This is a genomic window from Serratia sp. HNCC26DJ244 (assembly GCF_057180565.1).
The window spans coordinates 135,291-147,409 of record NZ_JBXUGO010000006.1 but is presented as its reverse complement, the minus strand read 5'-3'; the positions used below and the strand labels follow the sequence as shown (position 1 = coordinate 147,409).

General features: G+C 51.9%; 11 protein-coding genes. 5 read left to right on the top strand and 6 right to left on the bottom strand.

Annotated elements, in window-relative coordinates; all coding sequences use genetic code 11:
• Window positions 1-88 precede the first annotated feature (88 nt).
• Window positions 89-487, bottom strand: a complete 399-nt coding sequence (gene zapG, locus AC2A06_RS07365) for a Z-ring associated protein ZapG (protein ID WP_023489376.1) — start codon at window positions 485-487, stop codon at window positions 89-91.
• A 232-nt stretch (window positions 488-719) separates the two neighbouring features.
• Between zapG and zapE the strand changes: the two genes are divergently transcribed.
• The 5 genes from zapE (at window position 720) to sspB (ending at window position 4,490) form a co-directional block, all read left to right on the top strand.
• A complete protein-coding gene (zapE, locus tag AC2A06_RS07360) occupies window positions 720-1,847 on the top strand; it encodes a cell division protein ZapE (protein ID WP_484379862.1) in 1,128 nt (375 codons plus the stop codon).
• Between the two features lie 301 nt (window positions 1,848-2,148).
• A complete protein-coding gene (gene rplM / locus AC2A06_RS07355) occupies window positions 2,149-2,577 on the top strand; it encodes a 50S ribosomal protein L13 (protein WP_023489378.1) in 429 nt (142 codons plus the stop codon).
• Between the two features lie 15 nt (window positions 2,578-2,592).
• Entirely contained in the window at window positions 2,593-2,985 is a 393-nt protein-coding gene (gene rpsI / locus AC2A06_RS07350; protein ID WP_023489379.1) for a 30S ribosomal protein S9, read from the top strand.
• A 360-nt stretch (window positions 2,986-3,345) separates the two neighbouring features.
• Window positions 3,346-3,987 (top strand): stringent starvation protein SspA, encoded by a 642-nt coding sequence (sspA, locus tag AC2A06_RS07345; protein ID WP_023489380.1) that lies wholly within the window; start codon window positions 3,346-3,348, stop codon window positions 3,985-3,987.
• A gap of 5 nt (window positions 3,988-3,992) precedes the next feature.
• Window positions 3,993-4,490, top strand: coding sequence for a ClpXP protease specificity-enhancing factor (gene sspB, locus AC2A06_RS07340; RefSeq protein WP_023489381.1), 498 nt, complete (start codon window positions 3,993-3,995; stop codon window positions 4,488-4,490).
• A 120-nt stretch (window positions 4,491-4,610) separates the two neighbouring features.
• On the opposite strand, the gene AC2A06_RS07335 is transcribed toward sspB, so the two are convergent.
• From AC2A06_RS07335 to AC2A06_RS07315, 5 genes are read right to left on the bottom strand one after another with little or no spacing between them, the layout of a single operon-like run.
• A complete protein-coding gene (locus AC2A06_RS07335) occupies window positions 4,611-7,415 on the bottom strand; it encodes an FAD-binding and (Fe-S)-binding domain-containing protein (protein WP_484379861.1) in 2,805 nt (934 codons plus the stop codon).
• Window positions 7,415-8,062, bottom strand: a complete 648-nt coding sequence (locus tag AC2A06_RS07330) for a LutC/YkgG family protein (RefSeq protein WP_023489383.1) — start codon at window positions 8,060-8,062, stop codon at window positions 7,415-7,417. The genes AC2A06_RS07335 and AC2A06_RS07330 overlap by 1 nt, the downstream gene beginning before the upstream one ends.
• Window positions 8,063-8,065: 3 nt before the next feature.
• A complete protein-coding gene (locus AC2A06_RS07325) occupies window positions 8,066-9,499 on the bottom strand; it encodes a LutB/LldF family L-lactate oxidation iron-sulfur protein (RefSeq protein WP_484379860.1) in 1,434 nt (477 codons plus the stop codon).
• A complete protein-coding gene (locus AC2A06_RS07320; RefSeq protein WP_484379859.1) occupies window positions 9,483-10,313 on the bottom strand; it encodes a (Fe-S)-binding protein in 831 nt (276 codons plus the stop codon). Before AC2A06_RS07320 ends, AC2A06_RS07325 begins: the two co-directional genes overlap by 17 nt.
• A gap of 12 nt (window positions 10,314-10,325) precedes the next feature.
• Entirely contained in the window at window positions 10,326-12,026 is a 1,701-nt protein-coding gene (locus AC2A06_RS07315; protein ID WP_484379858.1) for an L-lactate permease, read from the bottom strand.
• Window positions 12,027-12,119: the final 93 nt, after the last annotated feature.

The window sequence follows — 12,119 nt, the reverse complement described above, 5'->3', positions numbered from 1 at the left end:
CATGTGACAAATGGCGAGGCCCAGGAATGGACCTCGCAGTGGAAAAAGAGACGTTCAACCGTAATGGAAATATTCCCATTGGCCGAAATTAATCGCGGTTTGTTGTACCACGCAACAAACCAGATGCCCCTTCAGAGTAGTCACGCGGCATCTCCACAGGTGCTTGATCGTTATCTGCTTCTGATTCAGTCAAGCGATAGCGAAATGGGTTATCCTGTACGGGAAGATCCGGCAACAAGTGATTAGAGCTTTTCGCCATATGCTGATACAACTGACGATAGTCACGCGCCATGTTATCAAGCAACTCGGCACTGTGTGCGAAATGGCCTACCAGTTCCTTACGATACTCTTCCAATTCGGTTTTACTTTTATCCAGCTCGCTCTGCAGCGCTTTTTGTTGCCGTAATTTACTATTACCGAAACGCATCGCTACCGCGCCAATGACGATACCGACCACCAAACCAATCAGCGCATACTCCCAGGTCATAATGACTCCTATGTTAACTTCGTTGTTCCGCAGGGATTTTTTTACTTAATAATATCCACTATAACCGTTAACCTTGTCTAAGTGGAATCTTGTTAAACCTTTACCTGATGTTTATTGGTTTTTCCTCTGGATATAGTGCTGATAAATACCATAAACAGGTAGTGAAGTTGCAGCTATCCGCCACGAAAATTTGCTAAATTAATTCTCAATGTTCTTAGGGATTTTTGAATAAATGCAAGTACAGTCACCGTTATCACGCTACCAGCAGGCTCTGGACGCGGGGCAATATCAGGCCGATGCGGTCCAGCACCAGGCTGTTACGCAGTTGGATCATATTTATCAAGCCTTGCAACACCGGCCGACTGACGTTGCGACCAAAGGAGGGAGTCGCTGGAAACTCAGCCACTGGCTGGGCAAAGGGCCAGCAACGACACACCCGCGCCCGGTGCAGGGCTTATATATGTGGGGCGGTGTGGGTCGTGGTAAAACCTGGCTGATGGACTTGTTCTTCCACAGCTTGCCAGATGACCGCAAACTACGCTTGCACTTCCACCGTTTCATGTTGCGGGTGCATGAAGAACTGATGACATTACAGGGGCATGAAAACCCGTTGGAAATCATTGCCGATGGCTTTAAGGCACAAACAGATGTGTTGTGTTTTGATGAGTTTTTTGTTTCTGACATCACTGACGCCATGCTGCTGGCAACACTACTGCAAGCGTTATTCGCCCGAGGTATCACGCTGGTCGCCACCTCAAACATTCAGCCAGACGATCTGTACCGCCATGGTCTGCAACGCGCACGTTTCCTACCCGCCATTGCGTTGATCAAAGCGCATTGTGAGGTCATGAACGTGGATGCTGGCATCGATTACCGTTTGCGCACCTTGACACAAGCGCATCTCTACTTGACCCCACTCACTGAGCAGACGCAAGAGGCAATGGACCATATGTTCCTCAGGCTGGCAGGCAACATGGGTAATGCTGGGTTGGTGTTACAAATCAATCATCGCCCCCTCCCAGTTCTGCACGCCGTGGATGGCGTATTGGCCGTTGATTTCCATACATTGTGTGAAGAAGCGCGCAGCCAGTTGGATTACATCGCCTTGTCACGCCTTTACCACAGCGTGATGCTATACAATGTCCGCGTGATGGGGCCACTGAACGAGAGCACCGCTCGCCGCTTTCTGGCGCTGGTTGATGAATTTTATGAACGCCACGTCAACCTGGTGATCAGTGCCGAGGGGTCTATGTTTGAAATTTATCAGGGGGAACAGCTAAAATTCGAGTTCCAACGCTGTTTATCGCGCTTGCAGGAGATGCAGAGTGAGGAATACCTAAAGTTACCCCACCTGCCGTAATACTGAGCAATGGGGCTTTTTTTGACATCCGCCCCATTATCCAGTCTAAAGGGGCATAGTTCCCCCCGGCGACACAAATAATTGCGCTCAAAATCAAAAACTGTTCGATCTTTGATAGTGACTTCTCTATAATCCTGCGACCCCACGTTACAACAAAGTTTTTTTCCCAAAAACTTTATAGTGCCGGCAATGGCTATTCGAAGGGGTAGGTTTGCTGGACTTGATGGTCGTGTGAGCCTCAACTGTTTTTAAGCGTTGGGTGAACACCTACGTGTAACTAAATTATTGGGTAAGCTTTTTAATGAAAACTTTTACAGCTAAGCCAGAAACCGTCAAACGCGACTGGTATGTTGTTGATGCAGACGGTAAAACCTTAGGCCGTCTAGCGACTGAACTGGCTCGTCGTTTACGCGGCAAGCATAAAGCGGAATATACCCCGCACGTTGATACCGGTGATTACATCATCGTTCTGAACGCAGAAAAAGTGGCCGTTACCGGCAACAAGCGTACAGACAAAGTGTACTATCACCACACTGGCCACATCGGTGGTATCAAAGAAGCGACCTTTGAAGAGATGATTGCCCGCCGTCCTGAGCGTGTGATTGAAATCGCGGTTAAAGGCATGCTGCCAAAGGGCCCGCTGGGTCGTGCAATGTACCGTAAACTGAAAGTTTACGCTGGCACTGAGCACAATCACGCGGCACAGCAACCGCAAGTTCTTGACATCTAATCGGGATTATAGGCAATGGCTGAAAATCAATACTACGGCACTGGTCGCCGCAAAAGCTCCGCCGCTCGCGTTTTTATCAAGCAGGGCAGCGGTAACATCGTTATCAACCAGCGCAGCCTGGAACAGTACTTTGGTCGCGAAACTGCCCGCATGGTAGTTCGTCAACCACTGGAACTGGTCGATATGGTTGGCAAACTGGATCTGTACATCACTGTTAAAGGTGGTGGTATCTCCGGTCAAGCTGGCGCTATCCGTCACGGTATCACCCGTGCACTGATGGAGTATGACGAGACTCTGCGTTCTGAACTGCGTAAAGCTGGCTTCGTCACTCGTGACGCTCGTCAGGTTGAACGTAAGAAAGTCGGTCTGCGTAAAGCACGTCGCCGTCCGCAGTTCTCCAAGCGTTAATTTCTACTGTTTCGACAGTACGATTTACGCGAAAACCCGGTGCTTCACCGGGTTTTTTTATTGTTACAATAAATTAAAACAACCAAATTTCGCGGTCATACAGATAATTCCACATGAAATCACTGCATGCCCCCCACAAAAAAATCAAAATCTGGTAAACTATTATCCACTTTTGCCCCTGTTCACTACGCAGCTACTGCGAGTCTACCTTTGAGGCCGTGTTCTTGACCTCTGGTTTATCTGTGGCCTGAATGATGACGGGTATTCATCATCGCCATCAGCAGCATAGAGTGAGTAGCATGCAAGGTAATGGGTATTTGGCTATTTGCCATATTTTCTAGATAAAACTTGGAGGTTTTCATGGCTGTCGCTGCCAACAAACGTTCGGTAATGACGCTGTTTTCTGGCCCGACCGACATCTTTAGCCATCAAGTACGTATCGTACTGGCGGAAAAAGGGGTCAGCGTCGAGATTGAGCAGGTTGAACCGGACAATCTGCCGCAGGATCTGATTGACCTCAATCCTTACCAAACCGTACCGACACTTGTTGATCGTGAACTGACTCTGTATGAATCACGTATCATCATGGAATACCTTGATGAGCGTTTCCCTCACCCACCGCTCATGCCGGTCTATCCTGTGGCGCGTGGTGAAAGCCGTTTGATGATGTTGCGTATCGAGCGAAACTGGTACTCGCTGATGTACAAAATCGAGCAGGGCAACGCACAGGAAGCTGAATCAGCACGCCGTCAACTGCGCGAAGAACTGCTGGCCATTGCGCCTATCTTCGCTCAAACCCCTTATTTTATGAGTGAAGAGTTCAGCCTGGTCGATTGTTACCTCGCCCCATTGTTGTGGCGTTTGACGCAATTGGGTATTGAACTGAGCGGTGCCGGCTCCAAAGAGCTGAAAGGCTACATGACCCGCGTCTTCGAGCGTGACGCATTCCTGGCCTCCCTTACTGAAGCCGAGCGCGAAATGCGGCTCCAAACTCGAGTCTAAGTGTTATGGATATGTCGCAAATGACCCCACGCCGCCCTTACCTGTTACGGGCATTCTATGACTGGCTGTTGGATAATCAACTGACCCCTCATCTGGTGGTGGACATCATGTATCCTGGCGTTCAGGTTCCTATCGAGTTTGCCCGCGATGGTCAGATTGTGCTCAACATTGCGCCGCGCGCAGTCGGCAACCTGCTACTGGCTGATGAAGAAGTCAGCTTTAACGCCCGCTTTGGTGGCATTCCTCGCCAGGTTCAAGTGCCGATGGGTGCCGTACTGGCGATTTATGCCCGAGAAAACGGTGCAGGTACCCTGTTTGAACCGGAAGCTGCCTACGAAATCGAAGATAACCTCGGTGAGATAGACCAGCCAGCAACGCCAGCAGGGAATCTGATGTCATTGATTGATGGTGATCGCCCAGATAGCGATGATAACCATCACACTGATGATGAGCCGCCACCACCTCCTCGTGGTGGCCGCCCAGCGTTACGAGTGGTGAAGTAACCTGAAATAGCTAGCGTCCAGAACATAAAGCCTGGACGCTATGCATTCCTGAATACCTTCAAATCCCACAGTTGCAAGCATACTTGACGATCACCTTGGCAATCGCCAAAACCCAATGGGTTAATCAGCAGCCTGATCCACCAAATACAAAATATTGTTATAGGGGATACCTGCATGCTGGCTCAACCCCATCTCACAGGTACGGCTATTACTAAAACCTTGGCGACAGTCAGTAGGCACCTGATGGCGCAAGCTCGATAGCGCAGAGGCGTTTAACTCAGGTGTCATCAACCCCTTATCACCCGCAAAGCCACAACACTGGATGAATTCCGGCACGACCACTTCTCGGGCACAAGCTTTGGCTACCGCAAGCATGGTGCTCTCCAAACCCATGCGCCGGCTGCTACAAGTCACATGCAGCATCACCGTTTCATCAATGGGCGTCACTGTTAGATAAGGCATCAGATGCTCAAGCACAAAAGCAGCCGGTTCAAAAACCCGCAGCCCCCTGCCATTCTCTTCCGCTCGTTCGCCTACCAGTAACCGCTGAACACAGGGACTGGTATCCAGCAGCACTGGCCAGCGGCCTGACTCACTTGCCTGCCACAATGCCTCAGCCAACCCCTGACGTTTGGTTTCTGCAATCTCGCTCATTCCTTTACTGTCGAACGGCATGCCGCAACAAAGCCCATCAAGACCTGTTGGAACAATCACCCGACAGCCTGCTTTAGCGAGCAGCGATTTTACCACTTCGGGTAAAGCCGGTGCGTCGTTCTGTTGCCCAAAGACACGACTCGCACACGAAGGCATATAAACCACTGCCCGCTCTGCCTCTTCACTGAGCGGCGCTTTTTCACTTTGTAACTGGTAACGACTCGGCCCCGGCAACGTCGGCAGCCAAGCGGGAGTACGCTGCCCACTCATACGCCGTACACCATTAACCAGACCTGCCAGCGGGCGTTCACCCACGATTTTACTGACTATCCCCCTGAGCTTCAGTGTGCTGCGAGCCACACTGGTGATACCCGCAAAATGCACCGCACTCCAGCGAGCAATAGGGACAAAACGGCGATATTTTTCACTACGCAGTTTTTTTATCAAGGTGCCGGTGTTGATACCCACGGGGCAACGGTCAGCACACAATCCGGTCGCGGCACAGGTTTCCACGCCTTGATAGTCAAAAAGCTTGGCAAGTTGTTCAGTGGCCTCCCCACTACGTTCACGCCGAGCTAGTTCCCGATAAAGCACAATACGCTGACGCGGTGACAAGGATAGCGTGCGTGAGGGGCACACCGCTTCACAAAAACCACATTCAATACAGGGGTCCACAATGGCATCACTGGCTGGCATCGGTTTTAGATGAGTCAAATGCGCCTGCGGATCATCGTTGATAATCACACCAGGATTAAGCAGGCCTGTTGGGTCAAGTAATGCCTTGATGCGTCGCATCAAGCTCATTCCTTCCGGCCCCCACTCCAACTCCACATAAGGTGCCATATTGCGTCCGGTACCATGCTCAGCCTTGAGGGAACCCCCGAAGCGAACCGCCACCAATTCGGCAACTGCATCCATAAATTTGCCGTAACGCGCCACCTGCTCTGGGTCCTCAAAACCCTGAGTAAAGACAAAATGCAGGTTTCCCTCCAGCGCATGGCCGAAGATAATTGCTTCGTGGTATTCGAAATGGTCGAACAGCTGTTGTAGTTCAACCACGCCTTCAGCCAACCGCTCAACAGGAAAAGCCACATCTTCAATGATGACCGTGGTGCCCGTTGTACGCACAGCACCTACCGCTGGGAAAAGCCCTTTACGGATCGCCCAAAGCGGCTCACTGTCTCGAGTAAAAGGGAGTGATGACAAAGGTTCAAACGCGGCAACGCACGCCATTACCTGCTCACAACGCGCGTTCAATTGCGCCTCATTTTGCCCATGCACTTCCACCAGCAAGGCACAGGCAGCAAGACTCATGCCGTTGATAGAGTCGGGCAAACCCGGCTTACCGGCCACTGCGCGCAATGAGCGCCCATCCATCAACTCCACCGCCGCAACAGGCTCCTGACGCAGACGTGAAGTCACCAGACAGGCTTGTTCAGCGTCTTTAAAGATCAACAACGCAGACGCCTTGAAAGGATGTTCTGGCACGGTATCAAGCACCAATTCGGCGATAAACCCTAAGGTTCCCTCCGAACCGATCATCAGATGAGTCAATATGTCGATGGGATCTTCAAAATCAACCAAGGAATTGATAGCGTATCCCGTGGTGTTTTTAAGACGGTATTTATGATGAATTTTAGCGCTAAGGGCTTCATTGGCCAGAACCTCAGCACGCAAAGCCGCAAGGCCATTGATCAGATCCGGGCGCGCAGCAGCAAAGGCGAGACGACTTTGAGGATCAGCACTATTCAGTAACGTACCATCCGCCAGTAACAACGTCATGGCATGTAAAGTATGGTAGCTGTTTTGCGCCGTACCGCAGCACATACCACTCGCATTATTAGCAGCGATACCGCCGAGCTTACAAGCATTGATGGAGGCCGGGTCAGGACCTATTTTGCGGCCAAACGGTGCCAGATAGCGGTTAGCATCAGCACCAATAACCCCGGGTTGCAGGGCAATACGGCTGCCATCATCCAAAATACGCTGGCCACGCCATTCATCGGTCAACGTGATCAACACCGAATCACTGAGCGCCTGCCCAGAAAGACTGGTGCCCGCAGCACGAAAAGTACAGGGCAAATTAAGTTCTCGGCACACGCCCAAAACAAAACGAACTTCATCCAGCGAGCCAAGGCGTACCACGCGCTCCGGTATCAACCGATAGAAACTGGCGTCGGTACCATGGGCGAGACGAAGATCCGGATCTCGAATGATGCGCTCGGCGGGAATTCGTGTTTGTAATGCAGTATCAAAATCATGCCAGCTCATCAACAATCCTCCACTAATATCACCAGTAAGCGACTCGGACCATGAGCGCCATAGGCTAACGTCTGCTGTATATCGGCTGTTTTCGATGGACCGGATATCAGCAATAAATTTGTCGGCATCCCCTGCTCGAAAGCGTTATTCGCTACCCATTGAGCAAAATTGTCAACAAGCGTAGAGGCTGCGAGCAAAGCAATATGGCAGGGGGGCACTAACGAAAGCGTACGTGGCTCTCCGGCGTCCGGCAACAAGATTAAGGTGCCGGTATCAGCAATAGCGGCATAACAATGAGTAATGCCCGCCTGGCAGCGGTCAAACAACGCCTCTTTCCACTCAGCAAACTCTCCCTCAGGGCGTAATACATCACACCCCTGTATAGCCTCATTCACCGCGTTCTCCCAGCGTCCTCCTCGGCCACAAACCAGGGTCGTTATCTGCTCACGGTTGAGCCACTCCCCTAGTTTCTGAGCAAGCAACCCGTGCTTTACGCTCAGGACTTCAGCATGAGCTGCAGTGATAGCCATACAAAAACGTTGCCTTCTGGCACTATCATCAGCCCCCGTCCAAGGTTGCCACTGAGAGGGATAAACAGGAAGCGGGGCAACATTAGCGCTGCGCAAACGGTTTAAAATAGCGGCCTTACTGGACATCTGTCACTCCTTTCTTTGTTGGCGCAGCAAAGTATTCAGGCTCTTGGGCGCGGGTTTAGGCACCTGCCGACAACGCGTCCAAGGGCCAAGGTGTTTCGGTATCAGGCGCTGAAAACGAGCGATAATCGCGGTGAAAGTATGATAGAGGCGCGGATGGGTGGCTAGCACGGCAAACCCCCGCATCAAAACACGTTCAATCGGTTTGGCTGCTTTACCCTGCCCAGCGAGCGGTAAATGGCCTGGTGCCGCAGGGTGTTTGGCTTCACGCCGCAAGCGCTGCAGCAAATCAGGAATCGGAATACGTACTGGACACACTTCACCACAGGCGCCACACAAGCTGGAGGCGGTGATCAGATGTTGGGTGTTCTCAAGCCCCAGCAAATGAGGAGAGATTATCTTGCCGATAGGGCCGGGGTAGACCGTACCATAAGCATGGCCGCCAATACGGGTGTAGACTGGGCAATGATTCATGCAGGCACCACAACGAATGCACTGCAAGGTCTGACGCAAAGCCGGGTCCTGATAAGCTTGGCTACGGCCATTATCAAGCAGCACCAAATGCACCTCGTCTGGGCCATCAAGCTCCCCTGGGCGACGCGGACCACTGATCAGATTGAAATACGTGGTGATAGCCTGACCGGTGGCCGATCGCGTCAACGCACTGTACAGCGGGGGCACATCACTCAACGACGCCACCACTTTCTCAATTCCGGTAATGGCGACATGTACTCGCGGTATGGTAGTACACATACGTCCGTTACCCTCGTTTTCCACCAGACAGAGGGTACCGGTTTCAGCGACCGCGAAATTAACGCCTGATAGCCCCATATCGGCTCGGCGAAATTGCTCACGCAATGCCCTGCGCCCAGTCTGAATCAACGCATCCACATCATGGGTAGGGGTAAAGCCATCAAGGTGTTCAACAAAGGTATCGCTGACTTCCTGTATGTTCTTATGGATAGCCGGCATGATGATGTGAGAAGGGGCGTCACCATCCAGTTGGACGATATACTCCCCCATATCGCTTTCCAGGCAGTGGATGCCATGAGCAGCCATCGCATGGTTGAAGCCCACCTCTTCGCTCACCATGGACTTGCCTTTGACGATAGTCTGCACTTGGTGACGCTGTGCTATCTCATAAATGATGGTATTCGCTTCATCTGGCGTCTGCGCCCAGTGCACCTGAATACCATTCTCCTGACAGCGTGCTTCGAGTTGTTCCAGCAATGCCGGCAAATGCGAGAGACTGCGCTGGCGGATCTGCTCAGCAGCATCACGCACTGCCGCTTCTTCCGCCGGGTCAGCAAACGCCTCTCGTCGTTTAGTGCGAAGGTAATCCATCGCTCCACGAAAATTCTGACGCAACACCGGATCCGCCAACGCTGCCTCCGCCTGCGGATGGAAATTGCGGGGTGAAAATTTAGCCTGTGTACTCATCCTTTCCCCCCTCTTTGTGATGAGTCAATACCGGGTTTCTCTGTTCACTCTCTTTGGGAACGCTCTCCTGCCGCTGGCTGTGAGCCAACAAAAAACTGGCCAGATGCTGAGCGGGTAACACCTTCCCCTGATAAGCCAAGGCCCCCTTGATATTCAGCAGACATCCCCAGTCAGCACTCACTAACATTTCTGCTCCGGTATTCTGCAGATGGCGAACTTTGTCTTCCACCATGGCCTCGCTAATCGCCGGATGTCGAACCGAGAAGGTACCACCGAAACCGCAACACTCACTCTCTTCAGCCTGTTCAAGTAACGTGACCCCCGCTAACTGCTCCAGCAGGCTGCGCGCTGTGGTATGCACCTGCATCTCCCGCCGAGCCGAGCAAGCCGTATGCATCACAATTCGCGCCTCTCCCACGCCAAACCAGCGCACCCGACAAACGTTTACCAGAAACTCGGTAAGCTCAAATACGCGATCACAAAAAGCGGCCACTGCGCCACTGTCAGGAAACAACCGCCGATAATGATGGTGCATCATTCCACCACAAGAGCCAGAAAGCACCACCACAGGCCAAGGCTCAGGAAACAACGCCATCTGGCTGGTTGCCACCGCTCGCGCTTCGTCCTCGTAACCCGAGGTATAAGCAGGTTGGCCACAGCAGGTCTGTTTCGGCACAAAGTGTACATTGACGCCTTCACGTTCAAGCAAAGTGATCGCATCAACTCCTGCTTGTGGTTCAAACAGATCCACCAAACAGGTCGCATAAAGGTACACATCAGCAGGCTTGGCAGGATATACGCGCATGACCTTCATCGTGTTCTCTCCTTACTTTAACTGCATCAGTACATCAGTTACCTGGAAACCGTAAATCAATAACAAACCGATAAGACCGGTCGCTAAAAGGTAATATAACGTCGGCAGCACGGTCTTGCGCAGCGTCACCCCTTCTCTTCCAAGCAAGCCGACAGTAGCTGAGGCAGCGACCACATTATGAATAGCGATCATGTTACCCGCTGCCGCACCTACCGCTTGCAGAGCCAGCATAACCACAGTAGAAATCCCAAGAGTCTGAGCCACTTCAAACTGGAATTGACTAAACATCATGTTCGATACGGTATTAGAGCCAGCAATAAAGGCCCCCAACGCGCCGATAGTGGCACTGAGCATAGGGAAAAATTCGCCAACTAAACCCGCAGCAAAGTTAGCAGTAGCCACTGGCATACTGGCAAGATCAGCACCATTAACACCCGAGTTAATGAAAATACGCACCATAGGGACAGTAAACAGCAACACAAAACCAGCACCGATCAGCGTACGCCCTGACTCGCCCAGCGCCTTACCCACCGGTGCCAGTGAGCGACCATGCATAAGGCTTGCCATCACTGCACAAAACACCAAAAGCCCGCCAGGTAGGTAAAGGAACTCAATGGAGGCGCCGACCCCTTTTTCGCCCAGTAAATCGTTGAAAGCCAGATTCACTGACAGTAACAGGGTTTTAAACTCAGGGATGATGCGGCTTGCCACTAGCAACAGAGCCAACAGCACGTAAGGCAGCCAAGCTAATGTTAACGACATAGGGCGTTCGGAAGTCGCTTTTCGATCGAATTTGATAGAGCCGAGCCACACCGCAGGCCATTGAGATTCTGGCGCAAAGTCCCAGTGCTTTTTCGGCACCAGAAAACCATAACGTGCAGCGGTAACCACCAAGACCAACCCCACCAGGCCACCCACCAGAGAAGGAAATTCTGGGCCGAGCAGTATACCGGTCAAAGCATAGGGCACCGTAAAGGCCAACCCAGCAAAAATAGCGAATGGCAAAATGGCCAACCCTTCACGCCAACTGCGGCCAGGCCCAAAGAAGCGGGTCAACATCATCACCATCAATACGGGCATAAAGGTGCCAATGCTCGCGTGGATCAGCGCAACATAAGTTGTCACCTGCTGCAAATAGATGTCCCAGCTACTTCCTCCCGCCGCTAATGTTTGGCTGATGGCTTGGCTATCAAGCCCTTTGTTAATCCCCACCAGTATCGGGGTTCCCAGGGCGCCAAAAGAGACCGGTGTTGACTGAATCATCATGCCGAGCATCACGGCAGCAAGTGCCGGAAAACCAATCGCCACCAACAGAGGGGCAGCGATGGCGGCCGGCGTGCCAAAACCAGACGCACCTTCAATAAAGGTACCAAAACACCAGGCAATGATAATGGCTTGAATACGTCGATCTGGTGAAATATGGCTAAAACCGCTTCGGATCGCCGTAATAGCACCGGTGTGTTGAAGCGTATTGAGCATCAGAATGGCGCCAAATACGATCCACAAAACGGTCAGCGTAATCACCAAACCCTGCAAGGTCGAGGCAAGCACCCTGTTCGGGCTCATCTGCCACCCCCACAGGGCGATCAATACAGTTAACAGAAAGGCAATCGGCATGGTCCGCTTGGCTGACCAATTAAAACCGACCAAAAGCACGCCACTTACCACGATAGGCGAAAAGGCCATCAAGGCCTGTAGGGTATCCGTCATCATTGCATCCTTATTCAGGGTGGCGCTACTGCGCCCGCCTTGTTGCTATTTTGTTATGCAAAAGTGACTTTACTCTGTTCGATTTAAACGATATAT

What these genes read in the sequence shown, in the direction of transcription:
- AC2A06_RS07315 (WP_484379858.1), bottom strand. Translation starts at nt 12,026, where the DNA reads ATGATGACGGATACCCTACAGGCCTTGATGGCCTTTTCGCCTATCGTG.
- AC2A06_RS07335 (WP_484379861.1), bottom strand. Translation starts at nt 7,415, where the DNA reads ATGAGCTGGCATGATTTTGATACTGCATTACAAACACGAATTCCCGCC.
- sspA (WP_023489380.1), top strand. Translation starts at nt 3,346, where the DNA reads ATGGCTGTCGCTGCCAACAAACGTTCGGTAATGACGCTGTTTTCTGGC.
- sspB (WP_023489381.1), top strand. Translation starts at nt 3,993, where the DNA reads ATGGATATGTCGCAAATGACCCCACGCCGCCCTTACCTGTTACGGGCA.
- AC2A06_RS07325 (WP_484379860.1), bottom strand. Translation starts at nt 9,499, where the DNA reads ATGAGTACACAGGCTAAATTTTCACCCCGCAATTTCCATCCGCAGGCG.
- AC2A06_RS07320 (WP_484379859.1), bottom strand. Translation starts at nt 10,313, where the DNA reads ATGAAGGTCATGCGCGTATATCCTGCCAAGCCTGCTGATGTGTACCTT.
- zapG (WP_023489376.1), bottom strand. Translation starts at nt 487, where the DNA reads ATGACCTGGGAGTATGCGCTGATTGGTTTGGTGGTCGGTATCGTCATT.
- zapE (WP_484379862.1), top strand. Translation starts at nt 720, where the DNA reads ATGCAAGTACAGTCACCGTTATCACGCTACCAGCAGGCTCTGGACGCG.
- rplM (WP_023489378.1), top strand. Translation starts at nt 2,149, where the DNA reads ATGAAAACTTTTACAGCTAAGCCAGAAACCGTCAAACGCGACTGGTAT.
- AC2A06_RS07330 (WP_023489383.1), bottom strand. Translation starts at nt 8,062, where the DNA reads ATGTCCAGTAAGGCCGCTATTTTAAACCGTTTGCGCAGCGCTAATGTT.
- rpsI (WP_023489379.1), top strand. Translation starts at nt 2,593, where the DNA reads ATGGCTGAAAATCAATACTACGGCACTGGTCGCCGCAAAAGCTCCGCC.